This window comes from Acidovorax sp. 106 (genome assembly GCF_003663825.1).
GTDB lineage: Bacteria > Pseudomonadota > Gammaproteobacteria > Burkholderiales > Burkholderiaceae_C > Acidovorax.
This window is the reverse complement of record NZ_RCCC01000001.1, coordinates 4,404,443-4,425,928: the sequence shown is the minus strand read 5'-3', so window position 1 is coordinate 4,425,928 and position 21,486 is coordinate 4,404,443. Positions and strand designations below refer to the sequence as shown.

General features: G+C 64.0%; 21 protein-coding genes. 8 read left to right on the top strand and 13 right to left on the bottom strand.

Going from position 1 to position 21,486, the window contains the following annotated elements:
* Positions 1 to 166: 166 nt before the first annotated feature.
* On the bottom strand, positions 167 to 457 hold the full coding sequence (locus C8C98_RS19440) for a helix-turn-helix transcriptional regulator (protein ID WP_121455614.1): 291 nt from the start codon (positions 455 to 457) through the stop codon (positions 167 to 169).
* Between the two features lie 285 nt (positions 458 to 742).
* Positions 743 to 1,729, bottom strand: coding sequence for a tripartite tricarboxylate transporter substrate binding protein (locus C8C98_RS19435; protein ID WP_121456401.1), 987 nt, complete (start codon positions 1,727 to 1,729; stop codon positions 743 to 745).
* A 246-nt stretch (positions 1,730 to 1,975) separates the two neighbouring features.
* Between C8C98_RS19435 and chrA the strand changes: the two genes are divergently transcribed.
* Together chrA and C8C98_RS19425 are read left to right on the top strand one after the other, a co-directional pair.
* On the top strand, positions 1,976 to 3,262 hold the full coding sequence (chrA, locus tag C8C98_RS19430; RefSeq protein WP_121455613.1) for a chromate efflux transporter: 1,287 nt from the start codon (positions 1,976 to 1,978) through the stop codon (positions 3,260 to 3,262).
* A gap of 331 nt (positions 3,263 to 3,593) precedes the next feature.
* Positions 3,594 to 4,547 carry an AEC family transporter gene (locus tag C8C98_RS19425; protein WP_121455612.1) on the top strand — a complete coding sequence of 318 codons (954 nt, stop codon included), beginning with the start codon at positions 3,594 to 3,596 and terminating at the stop codon, positions 4,545 to 4,547.
* A gap of 279 nt (positions 4,548 to 4,826) precedes the next feature.
* Here the strand turns inward: C8C98_RS19425 and C8C98_RS21675 are convergent, their stop codons facing one another.
* The 11 genes from C8C98_RS21675 to C8C98_RS19370 form a co-directional block, all read right to left on the bottom strand.
* Complete coding sequence (locus tag C8C98_RS21675; RefSeq protein ID WP_147436425.1) at positions 4,827 to 5,612, bottom strand: trypsin-like peptidase domain-containing protein; 786 nt, start codon at positions 5,610 to 5,612, stop codon at positions 4,827 to 4,829.
* 91 nt (positions 5,613 to 5,703) lie between these two features.
* Positions 5,704 to 6,783, bottom strand: a complete 1,080-nt coding sequence (locus C8C98_RS19420) for an NAD(P)/FAD-dependent oxidoreductase (protein WP_121455611.1) — start codon at positions 6,781 to 6,783, stop codon at positions 5,704 to 5,706.
* 145 nt (positions 6,784 to 6,928) lie between these two features.
* Complete coding sequence (gene fdxA, locus C8C98_RS19415; RefSeq protein ID WP_121455610.1) at positions 6,929 to 7,258, bottom strand: ferredoxin FdxA; 330 nt, start codon at positions 7,256 to 7,258, stop codon at positions 6,929 to 6,931.
* A 130-nt stretch (positions 7,259 to 7,388) separates the two neighbouring features.
* Entirely contained in the window at positions 7,389 to 8,759 is a 1,371-nt protein-coding gene (locus C8C98_RS19410) for a sulfate adenylyltransferase subunit 1 (RefSeq protein ID WP_121455609.1), read from the bottom strand.
* Positions 8,760 to 8,773: 14 nt separating this feature from the next.
* Positions 8,774 to 9,742 carry a sulfate adenylyltransferase subunit CysD gene (gene cysD / locus C8C98_RS19405; protein WP_121455608.1) on the bottom strand — a complete coding sequence of 323 codons (969 nt, stop codon included), beginning with the start codon at positions 9,740 to 9,742 and terminating at the stop codon, positions 8,774 to 8,776.
* Positions 9,743 to 9,879: 137 nt separating this feature from the next.
* Entirely contained in the window at positions 9,880 to 10,503 is a 624-nt protein-coding gene (locus C8C98_RS19400) for a phosphoadenosine phosphosulfate reductase family protein (protein ID WP_121455607.1), read from the bottom strand.
* Between the two features lie 33 nt (positions 10,504 to 10,536).
* A complete protein-coding gene (locus tag C8C98_RS19395) occupies positions 10,537 to 10,926 on the bottom strand; it encodes a DUF934 domain-containing protein (RefSeq protein ID WP_121456400.1) in 390 nt (129 codons plus the stop codon).
* Positions 10,927 to 10,976: 50 nt separating this feature from the next.
* Positions 10,977 to 12,761: a nitrite/sulfite reductase gene (locus tag C8C98_RS19390; protein WP_121455606.1), complete on the bottom strand. Its 1,785-nt coding sequence runs from the start codon at positions 12,759 to 12,761 to the stop codon at positions 10,977 to 10,979.
* A 20-nt stretch (positions 12,762 to 12,781) separates the two neighbouring features.
* A complete protein-coding gene (locus tag C8C98_RS19385; RefSeq protein ID WP_121455605.1) occupies positions 12,782 to 13,585 on the bottom strand; it encodes a sulfite exporter TauE/SafE family protein in 804 nt (267 codons plus the stop codon).
* A 218-nt stretch (positions 13,586 to 13,803) separates the two neighbouring features.
* On the bottom strand, positions 13,804 to 15,768 hold the full coding sequence (mnmC, locus tag C8C98_RS19380) for an FAD-dependent 5-carboxymethylaminomethyl-2-thiouridine(34) oxidoreductase MnmC (RefSeq protein WP_121455604.1): 1,965 nt from the start codon (positions 15,766 to 15,768) through the stop codon (positions 13,804 to 13,806).
* A gap of 262 nt (positions 15,769 to 16,030) precedes the next feature.
* On the bottom strand, positions 16,031 to 16,303 hold the full coding sequence (locus C8C98_RS19370; protein ID WP_099655570.1) for an oxidative damage protection protein: 273 nt from the start codon (positions 16,301 to 16,303) through the stop codon (positions 16,031 to 16,033).
* Between the two features lie 194 nt (positions 16,304 to 16,497).
* On the opposite strand from C8C98_RS19370, the gene C8C98_RS19365 reads away from it, so the two are divergent.
* From C8C98_RS19365 to C8C98_RS19345, 6 genes are all read left to right on the top strand, one after another.
* Positions 16,498 to 17,520 carry a sulfate ABC transporter substrate-binding protein gene (locus C8C98_RS19365; RefSeq protein WP_121455602.1) on the top strand — a complete coding sequence of 341 codons (1,023 nt, stop codon included), beginning with the start codon at positions 16,498 to 16,500 and terminating at the stop codon, positions 17,518 to 17,520.
* 280 nt (positions 17,521 to 17,800) lie between these two features.
* A complete protein-coding gene (gene ssuE, locus C8C98_RS19360; protein ID WP_121455601.1) occupies positions 17,801 to 18,391 on the top strand; it encodes an NADPH-dependent FMN reductase in 591 nt (196 codons plus the stop codon).
* Between the two features lie 174 nt (positions 18,392 to 18,565).
* Positions 18,566 to 19,537 carry a sulfonate ABC transporter substrate-binding protein gene (locus C8C98_RS19355; RefSeq protein ID WP_121455600.1) on the top strand — a complete coding sequence of 324 codons (972 nt, stop codon included), beginning with the start codon at positions 18,566 to 18,568 and terminating at the stop codon, positions 19,535 to 19,537.
* Between the two features lie 162 nt (positions 19,538 to 19,699).
* Positions 19,700 to 19,852 (top strand): hypothetical protein, encoded by a 153-nt coding sequence (locus C8C98_RS21935; RefSeq protein ID WP_199726620.1) that lies wholly within the window; start codon positions 19,700 to 19,702, stop codon positions 19,850 to 19,852.
* Positions 19,853 to 19,924: 72 nt separating this feature from the next.
* Entirely contained in the window at positions 19,925 to 21,088 is a 1,164-nt protein-coding gene (ssuD, locus tag C8C98_RS19350) for an FMNH2-dependent alkanesulfonate monooxygenase (RefSeq protein WP_121455599.1), read from the top strand.
* Positions 21,089 to 21,119: 31 nt separating this feature from the next.
* Positions 21,120 to 21,482: a VOC family protein gene (locus tag C8C98_RS19345; RefSeq protein WP_121455598.1), complete on the top strand. Its 363-nt coding sequence runs from the start codon at positions 21,120 to 21,122 to the stop codon at positions 21,480 to 21,482.
* The last annotated feature ends 4 nt before the right edge of the window (positions 21,483 to 21,486 follow it).

Below are 21,486 nucleotides of genomic sequence, written 5' to 3'. Positions count from 1 at the left end.
TCTGCGGCGGTAGATGCGGCGAACCTCCGGCCAGCTCCGCGAGGGCATCGAAGTACCGGCCCAGTCTGCGAGCCAGCGGCGCCCATGACGTTTAGACCTTGATCTGCTTGACGCCCGCATTGGTTCAACACTATTTCGTGTATGAACGCCACTTATCAACGCCACTTTACTGTGGGCACCGATTGAATTCGGACAGTGTGTGCGTAGGGTGCTGCCCGGTCAGTAGCAAAAACATGGCAAACACCGGGCCTTGCATGGTGCGCTCGTCGGTTTCGCTCTCCAGTGCTTGCCAGGTGCGTGACTGCAGGCCGCCCCGGCTGCCTTGCTGCACCGGGTAACCCATCAGTTCTGCGGCTTGCACTTGGCTCAGGCCAGCGGCGACGCGTGCGGCCTTGAGCTCGCTGGCGCTGGGGGCGGGCATGTGAAGAACCAGGGGCGCGATGGTGGCTTGGGTCATGGGCAAGGGTGTGGGCAAATGGAACGGGTTCCAAGGTTCTACATTATTGAGCAGCCCTTTTTGAACTTGAAATATCCGTTCGGGTTGAGCTTGTCGAAACCTTGCGCGGCGCTTCGACAAGCTCAGCGTGAACGGTTCAAGGAGGTTGAGGCCGGATCAATATTCACGTGGTGGCACCAAGACCCTTCTGCGATCTGGGCTGCCAACAACGAAAAGGGGCCGCAGCCCCTTGGTTCCTCAGGCACAGGCGGTAATCTTTGGCCGCCCATGTGCTCCAGGCTCCGCTCAGTCCAGCTTGATCTTGGCGGCAGACACCACGCTGGCCCAGCGGGCGCGTTCCTTGGCGAAGAACTGGTCTTGCTCGGCAGGGGTCATGGTGACCACTTCGGCGCCTTGTCCCGCCAGGCGTGAACGGATTTCTGGCGCGCGAATGGCCGTGATCAGGGCCTTGTTCAGCTTTTGGATGATGGCGTCAGGCGTGCCGCGCGGCAGCAACACGCCTTGCCAGGTGCCCGATTCATAGCCCGGCACCCCTTGCTCGGCAATGGTGGGCACGTCGCCAATCAAAGGCATGCGGGTGGATTTGGAGACACCCAGCACCTTCAGCTTGCCGTTTTGCACCTGGGGCAGGGTGGCCAGCATGCCGTTCATCAGGATCTGGGTTTGGCCTGCCACGGTGTCCTGGATGGCGGTCACGCCGCCCTTGTAGGGGATGTACTGCCAGCGCGCACCGCTGGCGCGCTCCAGCGCCACACCAGCCAAGTGGGGGGCGCTGCCGGTGGCGGTCACGGCAAAGTTCAGGTCGTTTTTCTTTGAGTACGCCACCAGCTCCTTGAGGTTGCTCACGGGCACCGAGGGGTGCACCACCAGCAGGTGGGGCGAGTAAGCCAGCATGGTCACGCCACGCAGGTCCTTGGAGGGGTCGAACGACAGCTTGGTGTACACCGAGGGGCTGATGGCCAGCGCACCCACGTCGCACAGCAGCATGGTGTAGCCGTCTGGCTCGGCCTTGGCCACAAAGTCTGCGCCCAAGTTGCCATTGGCACCGGCCTTGTTTTCGACGATGACGGTCTGCTTCAGCGCTTCAGACAGCGACTGGCTGATGGAGCGGGCGATGATGTCCGAGCTGCCCCCTGGCGGGTAAGGCACCACGATGCGCAGCGTCTTGGTCGGCCATTCGGCAGCGTTTTGGGCAAAGGCGGTGGTTGCTGTGGTGGCCGTTGCCAGGGCGGCAATGCCGGCCAGCAAGGCCGTGCGGCGGATCAAAGGCATGGAGGTCTCCAGTCGTTTTTGTGAATTGTCATCGTACAACATGCATGCTTTCTTCACAAGATTTTTGCAATTAGGCCTGTTTCACTTGCTTTTTTGCATGATTTTGGCTTGTGGTGGTTGGTTTTAGGTTTTGTTGTACGACGACATTCTTTGGTGGCGGGGGCGGGGTATGTGGCAAAGTGGATGACCCCTCCGGCGCCGATCTGTCGCGCTGTGACCTCCACCTCGCCTGTTTTGTGCCGCTGTATGTCAATTCCCGCTGCCACCCCGCCGCGCGCCTTCTCTTCGTCCAGCCCCTGGGCTGTGCTGTGGGTTTTTTTGCGTCTGGGGCTCACGTCGTTTGGTGGGCCAGTCGCCCACCTCGGCTACTTTCGCGACGAACTGGTGGTGCGCCGCCGCTGGCTGGATGAGCAGAGCTATGCCGACTTGGTAGCGCTGTGCCAGTTTTTGCCTGGCCCGGCCAGCAGCCAAGTGGGCATGGCGCTGGGGTTGATGCGCGGCGGCTGGCTGGGCGCGTTGGCGGCCTGGGTGGGCTTTACGCTGCCATCGGCCTTGGTGCTGGCAGCACTGGGGCTGGGGTTCTCGTCGGGTGGGGCGGGCTGGCCCGCCGGGCTGGTGCAGGGGCTCAAGGTGGTGGCGGTGGCCGTGGTGGCCCAGGCCGTGTGGGGCATGGCGCGCAGCCTGTGCACCAGCCCCGGGCGTGTGGCCTTGATGGGCGCGGCTTGCGCCATCACCCTGTGGCAGCCCGGTGTGGCGGGGCAGATGGGGGTCATGCTGGGTGCCGCCCTGTTGGGCTGGTGGGCCTGGGGCCGTGGCCCAGCGGCGCAGCCCGCCATGGCTGCCGGTGTCGCCGATGCCTGGGCCTTGCCGTATTCGCGCCGGGCGGGGCTGGCGCTGCTGGCCGTGTTTGCTGCCTTGCTGGTGGCGCTGCCCTGGTGGGTGCAAGCCAGCGCGGCAGGTGCAACCACTGCAACGAACGCGGCAAACCCGGTCATCGGCTGGGCCGTGGTGGATGCGTTTTACCGCGCCGGGGCGCTGGTGTTTGGCGGCGGCCATGTGGTGCTGCCGCTGCTGCAATCGGCCGTGGTGCCCTCAGGCTGGGTGGCGGGCGATGCGTTCTTGGCCGGCTACGGTGCGGCGCAGGCGGTGCCGGGGCCGCTGTTCACGTTTGCTGCCTTTCTGGGCGCCGCCATGGCGCCGGGCTGGGCGGGGGCGGGCTTTGCGCTGCTGGCCACTGTGGGGATTTTTCTGCCTGCGTTCTTGCTGGTGGCCGGTGCATTGCCCTGGTGGGCGCAACTGCGCCAGCGGGCCGGGGCGCGGGGCGTATTGGCTGGGGTGAATGCCGCTGTGGTGGGCCTGCTGCTGGCGGCGCTGTGGCACCCCGTGGCCAGCAGCGCCTTGCACGGCCCTGCAGACGCAGCCCTGGCCGCGCTGGCCCTGGCTGCACTGCTGTGGTGGCGCGTGCCACCCTGGGCCGTGGTGCTGGCCACCGCGCTGGCCGGGTGGGGCTGGCAGGCCGTAGCGGTTGGCTGAGGGGGTAAGTGGCTGGCTTGGGGTTGCCTCTCAGATGCAGCATCGGCCTTTGCTGCACCAGCGGCGCAAGGCATTGATCCCCTCTCCCCTCGCGGGAGAGGGTTAGGGAGAGGGGGCTGCACCAGCGCCGCGCCCATTTCTCCCCCTCTCCCCGGCCCTCTCCCGCGAGGGGAGAGGGAGTGAGAGCCACCTGAGGCAGATTTATTAGATCAAATTGGCCTCTAGCGCTTGCAGAATAAGCGCTGGCAGCTATCAAAATGGTAGTATTTGGGCGATTCTGCCCAGCGGCCCGGTTCTCGGGCATTCATTGGTTCTGCTTACGCGTGCTGCTTTGAACTCTCCTGTCATCTCCTCGCTCGTCCCCGTCGTCCTCTTCATCGCCATCGGCTTTGTGACGGGCCGCCAAGGCTGGATTCGCAGCAGCGCCGTCAAAGACCTGTCCAACCTCGTCTTCATGGTGCTGTCGCCCGCGCTGCTGTTTCGCACCATGAGCACGGTGCACATCGAAGACCTCAACTTCGGCCCCGTGGCCATTTACTTCGTCGCCTTCATCGCGCTGTACAGCGCCACGCTGGGGTGGCAAGGCTTTAGCCGCCTAGGCGCGGCCCGGGCGCTGGCCAATACCTTCAGCAACACGCTGATGATCGGCGTGCCGCTGGTGGGGCTGGTGTTTGGCGATGCGGGGCTGGTCACGCTCTTCACGCTGATTTCGGTGCACTCGCTCATCCTGCTCACCGCCGCCACCGTGGTGTTTGAACTGGCCGCCGCACGCGAGCACGCAGGCCAGTCAGACGCCGCGCAGCCCCCCATGTGGCGCACCGTGCTGGGCGCGGTGCGCAACGGCATCCTGCACCCCGTGCCCCTGCCCATCGTGGTGGGGCTGCTGTTTGCGCAAACCGGCCTCACACTGCCCCCAGTGGTAGACAAGCCACTGCAGCTGCTGGGCCAGGCGCTGGGCCCGCTGGCCTTGCTGCTGGTGGGCGTCACCCTGGTCTTCACCCGCGTGGGGCCGCACTTCAAGGCAGCGCTGCGCATCGCCTTGGCCAAATGTGTCGTGCACCCGCTGCTGCTGGCGGGCATGGGCTGGGCGCTGGGCCTGTCAGGCCTGCCCCTGGCCGTGATGATCGTGGCCGCATCGCTGCCCGTGGGGGCCAATGTGTTTTTATTTGCCCAGCGCTATGAAGTGGCACAGGATGAGGTCACGGCCAGCGTGGCGGTGTCGACGGTGCTGGCGCTGGTGACTATGCCGGTGGTGATTTTGCTGACTACGCGGTATGTGGTGTGAGGGGACTTGAGCGGGAGTTGTTGCGCATGGCGTGTTTCGCCGTACCACGCCGCTTTTGCTAAGTTTTCTGTTTTTTCTCAGCGCGTTGTTTGGCTATCCCGACAGCTTAAAAATTGACCAAGTCTTTTTTCTCTTACGCGTTGGACGCCTAGATTCGTATCTAGCTATTTGAGGATATGCGGTGCCTATAAACGAGGGGCTGCAAGAAACAGAGCCGGCTACCGTAGATCAAAGCTGAGGCCTATGCCAGAATTAAGCGAGCCGTAGAGTGGATTTTGCTTATGTATCAATCACATCTGAGATTGCCGTTGCTTTATAGAAATACGATATGCCTGAATGTGAGTTATCTCGAGTTTTAAGATGACCGGCATTAATGCCTACAAAAAGTAGGTCGCGAAAGCCAGGAAAATCAATGCCTGTGCCGGGTTTGGGCCCTTTTTGAACAGCGAAAACTGGACTGCCTGATGAGCCGCTGTATGAAAATGCCTCATATGCAACGCATGCACCTTTGACGGATTCACCATACGAGTAATCAAATCTCGGATCGCTTGAGATGGTCCCTGTCCTTAATATCGGACGACTTGCTGCCTTATCGTGCCACTCCGGAAACCCTGGGAATGCAAGGAAATCACACACGGATAATTTGTTTTTGAAATCATTCAATGTGGCGATAAATGTGGCAGGGATGAAGTAGTCGATGTGAGCATCCGCATTGATGGGTACAAGTTGCGTTATGCAAGCGATATCGTTTTCGGGATTGGGGTGAAAATTGACATTAGGTGCTAGAGAGAAGGCTATGTTGTCCTCTGGATAGTTGTCTCCTAATCTCCCAGATTTACCAGATATCTCAACTCGTCGTAAAGAGTAGCCAGAAAGCTTTTCATTATTTTTCTTGTACGAGATATCAAGTACGTGCCTGTTTGTGACAAGACAGAGGGCACCATGTCTATTTTTTACAAAAAAGCATGTTCCTACCCCAGTCTTTGTATTTCCAATAGCATCAGCAAATGTTGCAGATATCTTGTAGGCGGCGTAGAGAAACTGATTATTTAGTCCATGAAACATGGGGGCTCGATAAAAAAGCTAAAGACATATTCATTTCCCGCATATGAAGCGGTGTTGCAAAGCTCGCGTCAGTGATAGCTCCTGGCCGCCTTCACCCGTTCACGATCGCAGCCGCCCCCACCCCCACCCCCAACAACTGATGCAGATGCGTACTACTCGTCGTGTACTGCAGCACCACAGGCTTGCCGCTCAGAGCCTCAGCAGCCGCAAAGGCGGCCAGGGTGCCTTCGTGAAAGCCGCACACGATGAGCTTGCGCTTGCCGGGGTAGGTGATGATGTCGCCCACGGCGTAGATGCCGGGCACGCTGGTGCGGAAGGTGGCGGTGTCTACCACCAGTTGCTTGCGTTCCATGGCCAGGCCCCAGTCTGCGATGGGGCCGAGGCGGGGGGAGACGCCCAGGGCGACGACCAGCACGTCGACGGGCACGGTTTGCTCAGTGCCCTCGGGCGTCAGGGTGTGCAGGGCGGTCAGGCGCTCGCCATTGCAGGTGATGCTGCTCTCGCGGGCGATGCCGGTGATTTGGCCCACCACCACTTCAATGCGCCCGGCATCGCGCAGGGCTTGTAGCTGGGCGAGTTGCTCGGGCGGGGCGTTGAATACATCGCGGCGGTGCAGCAGCACCACGCTGGCGGCGGGCGATTCGGTAGCCGTGGCGGCTTGGATGGCGCAGGCCACGGCGGCGTCGTCCCCGCCATGCACCACCACGCGCTGGCCTTGCAGACTGGCCGCCGGGGGCAGGTGCTGGTAAAAAAGCTGCGTGCCCGCAAAGGCCTCGATGCCTTCTACCTTGAGCGCCTTGGGCACAAAGGCGCCCACGCCTGCGGCGACAAAGACGGCACGGGCTATCAGCTCCGTACCTTGGCTGGTGGTGACGGCAAAGCGCCCATCGGCCTGCGGCTGGATGGATGCCACCTGGGTGCCCAGATGCCATTGGGGGCGGAAGGGCGCAATTTGTTGCGTGAGCCGCGCGGCCAGCTCGTGGCCGGTGCACACGGGCACGCCGGGGATGTCGTAGATGGGTTTGTCGCCGTACAGCTCAACGCACTGGCCGCCCGCGTAGGGCAGGACGTCGATGATATGGGCCGCCATGCCTTGCAGGCCCAGCTGGAACACCTGGAACAGGCCCACGGGGCCTGCACCGATGACGACGGCGTCTGTTTCTTGGGTCATCGCTGTTATGGCACCTGGGTGCCAGCGCGAGAACGAGAGCTAGGACGACACGCCCCGCCGTCCTCTGTCAACAACCGTTCGAGCTGAGCTTGTCGAAGCCATGCGCCGCGCTTCGACAAGCTCAGCGTGAACGGTAGGGGGTGGATCACTTGACCAGATCAGCGATCTTGCCTGGCTTGCCGTTCCATTCGTCCGCGTCGGGCAGTGCGGGCTTGCGCTTGGTGATGCTCTTCCAGCCGTCGGCAAAGGCCAGGTCGGCGTTGAGCTTGATAAATGCCACTTGATCGCCGGGCAGGTCTTCTTCGGCAAAGATGGCGTTGGCGGGGCACTCGGGGATGCACACGGCGCAGTCGATGCATTCATCGGGGTCGATGACGAGCATGTTCGGGCCTTCGCGGAAGCAGTCCACAGGGCAAACGTCCACACAATCGGTGTACTTGCACTTGATGCAGTTTTCGGAAACGACGTGGGTCATGGCTAGGAATTGTGTGGGGTCGGTCGGTGAAAACCCGCGATTTTAAGGCCTTCACCCACCATCAGTAACAGGGCCCCTGAGCCCGCAAGGGGGACTCAGGGCATTTTCAAAGCAGTTTGCTTGCGCTGGGTCAGTTGACCAGCACCGCGCCAGCGGTCTTGTGGCTGGCGGTGTCCACCAAAATCAGCGAGCCCAGCACGCGCGCTTTACCGAATGCGGCGGCCGGAATCGCCTCTTGCAGCAGCAAGTCCACATGGCCGATGGCGTTGGGGTCGAGCTGCGTGGCGGCTTCTTCGGCCAGCGTGTTGATGTTGAGCTTGTGCACCACGGCTTTCACCTTGGCCTTGATCCAGCGGTGGCCGTGCAGCGCCCAGTACACGCGGCCTGCGACCAGGGGTTCGTCGTCCATCCAGGCGATGGTGGTGCGCAGCTCGCGGCTGGCGGGCCATGCGGGCACGGCGGCGGGGGTGTCGCCAAAGTCGTCGTCAGCCACGGCAGCGGCAGCGGTGGGCGCAGCCAAAATCCAGTCGCCACGCGATACGTCTACCTCGCGGTCGAGGATGATGCCCGCGCTGGTGCCTGCGGGCACGTCCTTGGGGCGGCGGGCGTGGTCCAGCACTTGGGCCACGGTGGCGAGCTGGCCGCTGGGGAAGATTTGCACGGGTGTGCCGGGCGCCACGGTGCCCGATGCCACGCGGCCCCAGAACACACGGCGACCTTGGGATGTGTCGGAAGAGGACGAGAACTTCTCGACCCACTGCACGGGGAAGGCCAGGGGCAGCGCAGTGTCGGCGGGGGTGTTGGGCAGCGCTTCGAGCACTTGCAGCAGCGTGGGGCCTTGGTAGCCGCACCACCCGGCGTTGGCATCCACCACGTTCCAGCCTTTCAGGGCCGACACGGGCACTGTCGCGCGCACGGCAATGCCTGCAGCCTGTGCAAAGCGGGCCAGCGCGCCCTGGATGTGCGTCCAGGCCATGGCCGGGTCGGCCACGGCGTCGAGCTTGTTCACGGCAAACACCAGCGAATTGACGCGCAGCAGGTGGGCCAGCAGGCTGTGGCGGCGGGTCTGGGGTAGCAGGGCCAGGTCTGGGTTTTGCCAGTCGAGCTTGGTGGCATCGACCAGCACCACGGCGGCGTCGGCGCTGCTGGCGGCAGTGACCATGTTGCGGGTGTACTGCTCGTGGCCGGGCGCATCGCCAATGATGAACTTGCGCTGGGCGGTGGCGAAGTAGCGGTAGGCCACGTCGATGGTGATGCCTTGCTCGCGCTCGGCAGAGAGGCCGTCGGTCAGCAGGGCCAAGTCAGTCTCGCCCCCGCGCTGCACGCCCGCCAGGTGGTCTTGCAGCACGGCCTTGCTGTCCACCAGCAGGCGGCCGATCAGCGTGCTCTTGCCATCGTCCACGCTGCCGCAGGTGATGAACTTGAGGGCGGAGATGTGGTTGTTTTGGGCTCCAGCGCTTGCTGGTTGTGCGCTGGCAGCTATTGAATTAGTAGTGCTCATTGGGAATACCTGCTTCAGAAATAGCCGTCTTTTTTGCGCTTCTCCATCGAAGCATCCGATGTCTTGTCGTCCATGCGCGTGGCTCCGCGTTCGCTCACGTCCGCAGCCAGCGTCTCGATGACGATCTCGGCCGGGGTGGCGGCCGTGCTCTCCACCGGCGCGGTGCAGGTGATGTCGCCCACGGTGCGAAAGCGCACGTCGCGCGTTTCCACCACGTCGCCTTCGCGCGCGGGGGTCAGCTCGGTCACCGGCATCAACAGGCCCTTCTTGTCCACCACCTGGCGCTTGTGGGTGTAGTAAATGCTGGGCAGGGCGATCTGCTCGCGGTCGATGTACTGCCACACATCGAGCTCGGTCCAGTTGCTGATGGGGAACACGCGGAAGTGTTCGCCGGGCTGCAGGCGGGTGTTGAACAGGGTCCACAGCTCGGGGCGTTGGGCCTTGGGTTGCCATTGGCCAAAGCTGTCGCGGTGGCTGAAGATGCGCTCTTTGGCGCGGGCCTTTTCTTCGTCGCGGCGGGCGCCGCCGATCAGCGCGTCAAAGCGGAACTCTTCGATGGCTTCGAGCAGTGTGACCGACTGGTGCACGTTGCGCGACTCGCCGGGGTGGGCCAGGCGCACCGTGCCGCGCGCCATCGAGTCTTCGACATTGCGCACGATGAGTTCGGCACCGAGTTCCTTGGCGCGGAAGTCGCGGAAATCCGTCACTTCGGTGAAGTTGTGGCCCGTGTCGATCATCAAGAGCGGGTACGGAATGCCGCCACCGCTGGCCTTGGTGCCAAAGGCCTTTTCGGCGCACTTGAGCATGACCAGCGAATCCTTGCCGCCCGAAAACAGCAGGGCGGGGCGCTCGAAGGCGGCGGCGACTTCACGCAGGATGAAGATGGTTTCTTCTTCCAGGGCGTCGAGGTGGGAATTGTTGAGGTGGTAGCTCATGTCGTGGTTCTTCTTCTCAAGCAGCGCGGTGTCGGTCCGGGTGTTCATGGTCGGATCAGTGATGGGGGTGTGCGGATTGGTGTTTGATCCATCAGAACCGTTCGGGCTGAGCTTGTCGAAGCCTTGCGCGGCGCTTCGACAAGCTCAGCGTGAACGGTTTCATCGGTTCTCAAAGCAAATCTGCGTCAGTGGGCTAAATGAAGGCCGCACTCGCGGTTGTCTTCGCCCTTGGTGGGGTCCACATAGTCAAAGTTGTTGGGCAGGCCGTGCTTGACGCAGTACTCGTGCAGGTCTTTGGACGACCAGTGCAGCAACGGTGCCACCTTGATCAGGCCATCAGGGTTGATGCTGACGGGGTCCATCTGCGCACGCACGGCGGTGTCGGTGGCTCGCAGCGCGGTGAACCACACCTTGGGTGCGGTTTCGCGCAGGGCGCGGGCAAAGGGCTCGAGCTTCACTTCTTCGGTGAAGGCGGCATGGCGTGGGTCGTCCAGCGCTGGGGTCGCACCTTCCACGGCTTCGCGGTGCGCGCGCGAGCGGCGTGGCAGGTAAATTTGCAGCTTCAGGCCCAGTTGCTTTGTCACTTCGTCGGCAAAGCGGTAGGTGGCTTCGGTGTTGTAGCCGTTGTCCATCCACACCACGGGCACATCGGGGTTCACTTGCGTGACCATGTGCAGGATGACTGCCTCAAAGGGGCGGAAGTTGGTGGTAACGATGGCGGGCTGGCCCAGGCCCAGCGCCCATGCCACCAGTTCTGGGGCGTTGCGGCCGAGGTCGGCGTTGATGCGTGCGAGATCGAATTGGCTCATGGTGCGGGGCTTTGGAAGGTGGTGACTTGGTTCTCAGGCCGCAGCGCGGTGGGCAAACAGAGGCTGGGGGTTCACGGCATCGCCCTGGTAGAAGCCAGAGAACAGCTCGAACTGGCGCTGGGCATCGGCGGCATCCACGCCCTCGGCCAGCACCGCGCTGCTAAAGCCCGTGCGCTCCATCTGCACCAATTGGTCGATCAGCACATCGCCCGTGGCGCGGATCTCACCCGCAAAGCCACGGCGGCGGCGCAGCAAGAAGGCCTGGCTGAACGCGCGGCCATCGGTGAAGTTGGGAAAGTGCAGGTCCACGCGTTCCACGCCTTCCAGCGGCAGCGTGGTGGCGTCGGCATCGTTGGCCAGCGCCACCACGCGGGCGTCGCCCTCTGCGGGGGGCTGGTGTTCGTGGGATGCGAGAAGTTTCAGGTTCATCATCGTGAGGAGATTCGTAGCGGTGCTTTTGCTGGCGGGCTTGTTCAAGCGGTGGCCAGGGTGTCGTCTTTGTGGCGGGCCAGCTTGGCGGCTTCCTTGAACGGGTCCAGGCCGGTGCGGCGCACGGTGTTCTGGAATGTCTCGCCGCTTTCGCGCAGGTCGCGGTAGGTGCTGAGCACGGCCTCGATCACGTCAGGCACTTCAGCCGCAGAGAAAGAGGGGCCAATCACCTTGCCGGCCACGGCAGCGCCCGACAGGTCGGACCCATCGGAGCCGCCCAGCGTGACCTGGTACCACTCCTTGCCGTCCTTATCGACACCCAGGATGCCGATGTGGCCGCTGTGGTGGTGGCCGCAGCTGTTGATGCAGCCGCTGATGTGCAGGTCGATCTCGCCAATGTCGTCCAGCTCATCCAGGTCTTGGTAGCGCTGGGTGATGGCCTCGGCAATGGGCAGCGAGCGGGCATTGGCCAGTGCGCAGAAGTCGCCGCCGGGGCAGGCGATCATGTCGGTGAGCAACTGCACATTGGCACTGGCCAGGCCCAGGGCCTTGGCCTCTTGCCACAGGCTGAACAGTTGGCTGCCATGCACCCAAGGCAACAGCACGTTCTGGTCGTGCGTCACGCGGGCTTCGCCGCCCGAGTATTTGTCCACCAGGTCTGCCAGGGCAATCAACTGCTCGCTGGTGGCATCGCCCGGTGCTTGGCCGGGGCGCTTGAATGACAGCGTCACAGCGCGCAGCTGTGGGTTTTGGTGCGCGTGCACGTTGCGCTGCAGCCAGCGGCCAAACATCACATGCTCGGCGGCTTGGGCGTCCAGCGAGGCCTGCAAGGCTGCGGGGGGCACGTCGGCAATGTCGGACAGCTTCGGCGCCACAAAGCAGGCGGCCACGCGGTCAAACTCGGCCTGGGGAATGGTGTGGGGGCCACCGTCTACTTCCAGAATCTGGCGGTATTCCTCTTCCACATCGTCGATGTACTGTTGGCCCTCGGCCTTCACCAAAATCTTGATGCGGGCCTTGTACTTGTTGTCGCGGCGGCCATGTTCGTTGTACACGCGCACGATGGCCTCGATGTAATTCATGATCTGGTTCCAGGGCAGGAACTCGCGGATCACGGTGCCAATCACCGGCGTGCGGCCCATGCCGCCGCCCACAAAGACCTTGAAGCCGATCTCGCCCGCGTCGTTCTTGACGAGGTGCAGGCCCACGTCGTGCCAGCCAGTGGCGGCGCGGTCGTCACGGGCGCCGCTGATGGCGATCTTGAACTTGCGGGGCAGGAAGGCGAACTCGGGGTGCAGCGTGGTCCACTGGCGGATGATTTCCGCATACGGACGCGGGTCCACGATTTCGTCCACGGCAATGCCCGCCAGGGCGTCGGTGGTGGTGTTGCGAATGCAGTTACCGCTGGTCTGGATGCCGTGCAGTTGCACGCTGGCCAGCAGGTCCATCACGTCCGCGCTTTTGGACAGCGGAATCCAGTTGAACTGCACATTGGTGCGGGTGGTGAAGTGGGCGCAGTTCTTGGGCAAGAAGGTCGTGCCCAGCTTGCCCTGGCCTTCCATGGCGGCCTTGAAGACCGCCGCTTCGGGCTCGTCGTACTCGCGGGCGATCTGGGCCAGCACGCGCAGTTGGCGGCTGGCGATTTCGCCATAAGGCACGGCCACGCGCAGCATGGGGGCATAGCGCTGTACGTACCAGCCGTTTTGCAGGCGCAGTGGGCGGAAGGCGTCTTCAGACAGCTTGCCGGTTTGCCAGCGCGTGAGCTGGTCACGGAATTGCCGTGCCCGCTGTTGCACAAATTGTTGGTCGAATTCTGTGTATTGGTACATCGTGGTGCAGACGCAGGGTTCTAGATCAAAAGCAGTTTGAAGCCCGCCCAGGCGAGCAACAGCGAGAGGGCAGAGCGGATAAGCCGCTCAGGCGTGCGGGTGACCAGGCGCGAACCCAGCCAGATGCCCGGCAGCGAGCCAGCCAGCAATTGTGCAAGCAAAGGCCAGTCGACTGAGCCTAGCGAGGCGTGTCCCAGACCGGCCACGAGGGTCAATGGCACGGCGTAGGCGATGTCGGCGCCAATGATGCGCGGCAGGGGCAGCAGGGGGTACACCAGCAGCAGCACCGTGACACCAATCGCCCCCGCACCCACCGAGGTGAAGGTGACCAGCGTGCCGATTACGGCGCCCATCAAAATAGGCAGGCTCCAGTGGCGGGGGCGCGTAGGGTCGCCCGCGTGGTGCTTGCGGGCTGCCGCTTCGGCCGCCTGGCGTTGGGAAGAAAAAACAATTGCCTTGTACAACGTGGCCGCTGATGTGAGCAGCAGCGCAAAGCCCAGCGTGGTGGTCATGATGCGCTGGGCGGGGCCGCTGGCGGGGCCCAGTGTGTGTAGCGCCCACAGTGCCAGCAAGGCGGCCGGAATACTGCCTGCGCACAACTGGCCCACCACCTTCCAGGGCACCAGGCGCTGGCGGGCCAGGCTCACGGTGCCGCCCATCTTGGTGAAGGCGGCAAACAGCAAGTCGGTGCCCACGGCCATGTGGGGCTTGATGCCAAAGAAGAAGATCAGGATGGGCGTCATCAGCGAACCGCCGCCTACGCCCGTGAGCCCGACGATCAGGCCCACTGCAAACCCCGCAAAAACAAACGCCAATTCATGCATGGCCGCGAATGTAGAGGGGAGGCTTATGGATGCAAACTATTGTTTTGCTCTGCCAATATGCAAATATTTATATAAGCAAGTACTGGAGGGGCTTGGCGCGGGATTTGATTGATGGCGCACTGTCGCGGGCGGCTTACGCTGCCCGGTCATCCAATCGGTCGTGGCCCCCATCGCCCGCCTGCACGGTGCGCCGCTAAGGCTCACTCCCTGCGGCGCGATCACATACGCTCGCTCGACAGCGCCCGGGCCAGCTTGGCGTCCAGCGGCAACGGCTCGGCATTCAGGCGGGCAGCCAGCAGTTCACCGCACAGCAGGGCCAGCGTCAGCCCGCGTGCGCCCATGGCGGTGCACACCCACAGGCCGGGCAGCGCCAGCGCGTGCACCGGCCCCACGATGGGCAGGCGGTCTGGGGCGGTGCAGCGCACGGCGGCCCAGTGTTCGACTTTGGCTGTTGTGGTGTGTGCGGTGTCTTCACCGATCAGGCGGGCATCAAAGCTGGGCTGCAGCTGGCGGGCGGCCGTGGGCAGCAGGGTTTGCAGCTTGTCCCAATGTGATTGGTGCGCCGCCTGCTGGTCGGTGGCACTGGCGGGCAGCGCCGTCACATCGCGCTCAAAGGTCGAGCCCATGATCCAGCCGCGTTCAGTGGCCTCGCCGCCCGGTTGGTCTGTGCTGCCCAGCCCGAAAGACGGCACCAGGTTGCCATGCCCGTTCGCCGGAAAAGGCGCGGGCGGCGGCAGGTGGGCGGCATAGTGCCCCCACGACACTTGGCCGCGCACGGGCTGCAGGGGCCAGCGGTCGCTCAGCAGGGTGTGGCTGCCCGCGCCTGCGGCAATCACCACCACGGGAGCCTGGGCCAGCACATCGCCCTGGGCATCGAGTGCCTGCCATTCGGTGGCTGCAGGGTTTGCTGCGCTGGCGGCAGGCACAGGCCGCAGGCTGGCCACTTGGCATTGGCCGCGCCAAGTCACGCCGCTTTCACGCAGCAGTGCCCGCACCATTTGGGCGGGGCGTATCCAGCCCGCCTGGGCGTGCCAGCAGGCCACGGCGTCGGGCGGTAGGCCCGCCTGCTCGCGGGCATCGGGCGGGGCGAGGGTGCTCCAGTCGGCTCCAGGGCCTTTGTTCCAGTCGGCGGGCAGGCCAGGGCTGCCGTCTGTGCGGTGTTCCAGCACGCCGGTTGCGCCCCAGTCTTGCCCGGCCTGCAGGCGTTGCTGGGCTTGCTGCAGCGTGGTGCGCACGCCGCAGCGCGATAGGCGCGACAGCACGGCATCGTCGGGCGAAACATGGGGGGCAAACACCCCGGCAGGCAGGCCCGATGCGCCAGCGGCGGGCTCGCTGGCCTGGTCCAGCACCTGCACTTGCCAGCCCCGGCGCGCCAGGCTGGCTGCGGTGGCGGCCCCTGCCAGGCCGCCGCCAATCACGATGCATTGCTGGGGCTGCGCGGTGGCGTGCTGGGCTGCGTCGGGCAAGGTGGCTGTGCGGGCCCGTGGTTCCCAGCGGGGGTTGTAGGTGGCGTGCAGGTTGTCGCGCTTGGGGGGCACGCCGGGCACGCGCTGCACCTCAAAGCCGCATTCGGACAGCGTGTCGCGCACAGCGCGGGCAATGGTCCAGGTGGCCAGCTGCGTGCCCCGGCGGCAGCAGCGCGCCACGGCCTTGAGGGTGTGGGCGCTCCAGATCTCGGGGTTGACCGAAGGGCTGAACCCGTCCAGATACACCGAGTCTGCCGTGGGCGCCTGCTGGCGCAGCATCTCTTGCGCATCGCCCACATACAGGGTGAGCAGCACGCGGCCGTCTTCAAACGCCAGGCGGTGCACGCCAGGCAGCAGGCCCCACCACTGGGCGTGCAACTGCTCGGCCAAGGGCGCCAGTTCGGCGTGGGCCGTGGTGGCGCGCAGCAGGTCGGCGGCATTCACGGGCCAGGCTTCGGTTGATATGAAGTGCAGCAGGCGCGGGCGGTGCGCGTCGGCCCGCCAGGCGGCCCAGGTGACGAGAAAGTTCAGCCCAAAGCCAAAGCCCGTCTCCAGCACGCGCCACTGGGGCTGTCCGGCCCAGGCGGCAGGCAGCCCGCAGCCTTGCAAAAACACCCGGCGGGCTTGGTCCAGGCCACCGTTTTCACTGTGGTAGCGGTCGCCAAAGCGGGGGCTGTAAGGGGTGCCGTCGGGCAGCCAGTCGATGGGCTCGGACATGGGGGGCAAGTACTGGTTTTTTGTGGTGCTCGCATCGCACCCGACCTGCCACACTGGCGCGGCACAGACTAGGGCAGCCGCTCAGGTCAAAGTGCATGACACGGTGCATGTGCTGAGTGCGGCCCATGAAACTGGCGCTGCCCAGGCCAGGGCAGCCGAGCAAGGGCCGCCCCGCAGCGAGGGCTGCGTCCCCCTGCCCGTAGCGTGCAACGCTACGAGAGCGGGGGGAAGCGGCGCAGCCGCTCAGGGGGGTGTTCTTTATTTAAGCGCTGGGCGGCACATAGCCCGCCGCGGCGTCTGCGCCGCCGCCAAAAAAGTGGTTTTCCATCTGCCTTGCCAGATACTGGCGGGCGCGGGCGTCGGCCAGGTTCAGGCGGTTTTCGTTGACCAGCATGGTCTGGTGCTTGAGCCAGTCGGCCCAGGCTTGCTTGCTCACGCTTTCCCAGATGCGCTTGCCCAGCTCACCGGGGTAGGGCGGAAAGTCCAGGCCTTCTGCCTCTTGGCCGAGTTTGATGCATTGGACGGTGCGTGCCATGGTGGGGATTCCTTGTGGTGGTCTATGAAAGCGAGACAGGCGCAGACGCCTCTAGGGGCGGGTTTTGCGCTTGGCTCAGATGATTTAGATATAAAGAACTGAAATCTCAGTAGTTCCAGTTTTTAAGAGGGCCTTCCAGAATGCGTTTCATCGGTGTTTTGCACCGTCCCGCATTCCAATCAACGAGGCCCTTCATGAACTTTCGCCGCGACTTTATCAAGTTTCCATTGGCCGCAGCCTTTGCAGGCGCTTTGGCCCTGACGGCTTTGCCGTCGTTTGCGCAGTCTGTGACCTTGCTCAATGTGTCCTACGACCCGACCCGTGAGCTGTACGTCGAGTTCAACCAGGCCTTTGCCAAGTATTGGAAGGCCAAGACCGGGCAGGACGTGACCATTAAGCAAAGCCACGGTGGCTCGGGCAAGCAGGCGCGCTCCATCATTGATGGACTGGAGGCTGACGTGGCCACCCTGGCGCTGGCGGGCGACACCGACGCGCTGCACACCAACGGCGGCTGGATTCCCAAAGACTGGCAAAAGCGCCTGCCCCACAACAGCTCGCCTTACACCTCCACCATCGTGCTGGTGGTGCGCCAGGGCAACCCCAAGGGCATCAAGGACTGGGACGACCTCGTCAAGCCCGGCATCAGCGTGATCACACCCAACCCCAAGACCTCGGGCGGCGCCCGCTGGAACTATCTGGCCGCCTGGGAATTTGCCAAGCGCAAGTACGGCGGTGACGCCAAGGCCAAAGACTTCGTGGCCAAGCTCTACGGCAACGTGCCTGTGCTGGACACCGGCGCGCGCGGCTCCACCATCACCTTTGCCCAGCGCAACCAGGGCGATGTGCTGATTGCCTGGGAAAACGAGGCTTACTTGCTGGAAAAAGAATTTGGCGCGAAGTTTGACGTGATTGCGCCTTCCATCTCCATCGTGGCCGAGCCCGCTGTGTCGGTGGTCGACAAGAACGTGGACAAGAAGGGCACCCGCGCCGTGGCCGAGGAATACCTCAAGTACCTCTACACCGAAGAGGGCCAGGACATTGCGGGCAAGCATTTCTACCGCCCTGCGGTGTCTGACAAGGCCAAGGCCAAGTACGCCAAGCAGTTCCCCAAGCTGAACCTGTTCACCATCGACGACGCCTTTGGCGGCTGGACCAAGGCGGCCAAGGACCACTTCGCGGACAACGCCAGCTTCGACCAGATCTATACGCGCAAGTAAGAACAAAAATGCCTGATTAGGTACCTATCTCAGATGGCTCTCACCCCCTCTCCCCTTGTGGGAGAGGGCCGGGGAGAGGGGGTGAAACGGGCGCGGCGCGGGTGCAGCCCCCCTCTCCCCAACCCTCTCCCGCGAGGGGAGAGGGCGTTAACCCCCAGCACCGCTGCGGGTGTGCAGGCTGATGCTCCCATCTGAGATAGGTAAAAAATCAAGCCAAATCAGCCTCTAGCGCTTAACCATAAAGCGCTAGCAGCTATCAAAACAGTAGTGAAGGAAAGATATGTCCGCCTTGTTGATTGCTGGCAGCCCCTCCGAGCGCTCCCGCTCCGCCGCCTTGCTCGATGCTGTGTCGCAGCGCCTGCAGGCCCGTGGCGCGCTGGTAGACCGCATCCACATCCGCGACCTGTCTCCGCAGGCCCTGCTGCTGGCCGACTTTGGCCACCCCACGGTCGTAGCGGCTACCGACCAGGTGGCCAAGGCCCGCGTGCTGGTGGTGGCCACCCCCGTGTACAAGGCAGCCTACAGCGGTGTGCTCAAGGTGTTTCTGGACTTGCTGCCGCAAACCGCGCTCAAGGGCAAAACCGTACTGCCTCTGGCTACGGGCGGCAGCCCGCACCACATGCTGGCGCTGGACTACGCGCTGCGGCCCGTGCTGCAGTCGCTGGGTGCCAAGCACATCCTGCCCGGCATCTACGCCACCGACTCGCAGGTAACGCTCACGCCCGAGGGCACCTATGACGTGCACAGCGACATTGCAGCGCGGCTGGATGACGCGGTGAACCAGCTGGTCACCGAAACCCTCCGGCCCGCATCTGCCCAGGCCGGGCGGTTCGATCCGGTGCACTTCTCGCAGGTGCGATGTAGCGTTTGATGCAGCGGCCGGGGCTGCTGCGGCGCACCCAGAGTGCACGGCCCGCCGGCAGACCCCGCTGCGCTGATTCCTTTCCCGATTTATTTAACTGAATGTGCCTTGGCTGCAGGGCAGGGCGCGCTGTTGCCCGCCGCAGGCCGCCACGGGACCACCCGACTTTTCAAAGAGCATTGCATGACACACCGTATCGTTCCCTCTCGCCGGCAGGTGCTGGCATCGGGCCTGGCCACCGGCCTCACTGCGGCGGGCTTTGCGCCTTCCGCATTCGCCCAATCTGCCGCAGGCCCTGTGCTGCGCGTGGGCCACCAAAAGGGCTGGCTCTCGCTCATCAAGGCCCGCGGCACGCTCGAAAAGCGCCTGGCGCCGCTGAGCGTCAAGGTGACCTGGACCGAGTTCAATGCAGGCCCTGTGCAGCTGGAGGCGCTGAACGTGGGCGCCATCGACTTTGGCGACGTGGGCGAAGCGCCCCCCATCTTTGCCCAGGCGGCCGGTGCGCCCCTGGTGTATGCCGGCTCGTCCGTGCCTCGCCCAGCGGTCGAAGCGGTGGTGGTGCCCAAGGACTCGGCCATCCGCACCGTGGCCGACCTCAAAGGCAAGCGTGTGGCCTACAACAAGGGCTCCAACGTGCATTACTTTTTGGTCAAGCTGCTGGAAAAGCATGGCCTGAAATACGGCGATGTGCAGTCCATCTTCTTGCCCCCGCCAGACGCCCGAGCCGCCTTTGAACGCGGCGCTGTAGACGCCTGGGTGATCTGGGACCCGTTCCTGGCCTCAGCCGAAAAAACGCTGGGCGCCCGCATCCTGGCCAACGCCCAGGGCGTGGTCAACAACCGTGCGTACTACTTCACCTCACGCGACTTTGCCACCCGCCACCCCGAGGTGCTGCGCATTGCCGTTGACGAGATCAACACCATCGAAACCTGGATTGCCAAGAACAAGGCCGAGGCCGCCACCGAGCTGGCCCAGGTGCTGGGGCTGGACCGCTCCATCACCGAGCTGTTCATTGGCCGCGTGGGCTATGGCACCACCGTGGTCACCCGCGAGATCCTGGCCGAGCAGCAGGCCATTGCCGACACGTTCTTTGACCTGAAGCTCATCCCCAAAAAGCTCAACCTGCTGCACGCAGCCCCCGTCGACCTGAAGTAAGAGCGGCTCACCAAACTCTTCTGGCGTTGTTGCTGCGTCTTTGTCGTACTGCCCGTACTGCCTGCGACGCAGCGCCTAGCCAGAACCGCTTCGCTGAGTTTGGTGACCCGCTCCAAGCCACACGCCGCCGCCGCCCATTGATCACTGACCAAGGAGCCCACCATGCCCACCCGTACACCCGCACCCATGCCATTTCCTCTGCACCAGCGCCTGCAGCAGATGTTGTGCGTCACGGCCCAGGCCTGGGGGCTGGGCGCCAAGCCCTGCCAGGGGTTACGGCGCGCGCCCACCTTTGGCTTCGCGATCTCGTACTGACCACCCCAAAAACAGACTCCCGGCCCCAAGGCCGGGGCCTACCAAAACGCATCCAGCACACAGGTGACCCCCATGCAGATTTTCTGGTTCATCCCCACCCACGGCGACAGCCGCTACCTGGGCACCGCCAAGGGCGGCCGACAGCTCAGCCACGACTACCTCAAGCAAGTCGCAGTCGCGGCCGACAGCCTGGGCTACGAAGGCGTGCTCATCCCCACCGGGCGCTCTTGCGAAGACCCGTGGGTCATTGCATCGACCCTGCTGCCCGTCACGCGCAACCTCAAGTTTCTGGTGGCGGTGCGCCCCGGCCTGCACCAGCCCGCGCTGGCTGCCCGCATGGCCGCCACGTTTGACCGCCTCTCGGGCGGGCGGCTGCTCATCAACCTGGTCACCGGCGGCGACCAGACCGAGCTGGAAGGCGACGGCGTCTTTCTGGACCACGCCGAGCGCTACGAGCAATCGGCAGAGTTCATCCGCATCTGGCGAGAAATTCTGGCGCGCAGCCACGACGGAGAAACCTACGACTACGAGGGCAAGCACCTGAGCGTGAAGGGCGCCAAGCTGCTGTTCCCGCCGCTGCAAAAGCCGCACCCACCGGTGTACTTTGGCGGCTCGTCTGCCGCAGCGCACGATCTGGCGGCCGAGCAGGTCGAGACTTACCTGACTTGGGGTGAACCCCCCGCCGAAGTGGCCAAGAAGGTGGCCGATGTGCGCGAGCGCGCCGCCAAGCTGGGCCGCACGGTGAAGTTTGGCATCCGCCTGCACGTCATCGTGCGTGTGACGGAAGAACAAGCCTGGGCAGCGGCAGAAGAACTCATCAGCCATGTAGACGACGACACCGTGGTGCGTGCCCAGGCTGTGTTTGCCCGCATGGACTCCGAAGGCCAGCGCCGCATGGCCGCATTGCATAGCCAAGGCGTCAAGCGCACCCGCAAAGACCTGGAAATCAGCCCCAACCTGTGGGCCGGTGTGGGCCTGGTGCGCGGCGGCGCAGGCACCGCCCTGGTGGGCAGCCCCGAAACCGTGGCCGCCCGCATCCAGGAATATGCCGACCTGGGGCTGGACACCTTTGTGCTCTCGGGCTACCCGCACCTCGAAGAGGCCTACCGCTTTGCCGAGCTGGTGTTCCCGCTGCTGCCCGTCAAAACGCAGGAGAAGCTCACCGGCGGCAACCCGCTGGGGCCCTTTGGCGAAACCGTGGGCAACCAGTATGTGCCCAAGGCCTCGCAAAGCTGAGCCGGCGGCACGGCGAAACAGGACATTCACCATGGTCGTCCATTCCATCAACCACGTGCAACTGCCTTTCCCCGCAGGCGCTGAGGGGCAGATCCGCAACTTCTACAACAGCCTGCTCGGCCTGCCTGAAGTGCGCTTGCAAGCGGGCAGTGCGCTGCGTTTTGTGGCAGGCACCCAGCGCATTGACCTGGTGCCCACCGAGCAGTGGCAGCCCGTGCCTGCGGTGTCGCACCTGGCCTTTGAGGTGCAAGACCTGCCCGCCCTGCGCGGGCGCCTGCTGCAGGCCCAACTGCCGCTGGTAGAGAACCGTGCGCTGCCCGGCTACCTGCGCTTTTACGTCAAAGACCCAGCGGGCAACCAGCTGGAGTTTCTAGAACCCGATCTCGATCAGTGAGCCA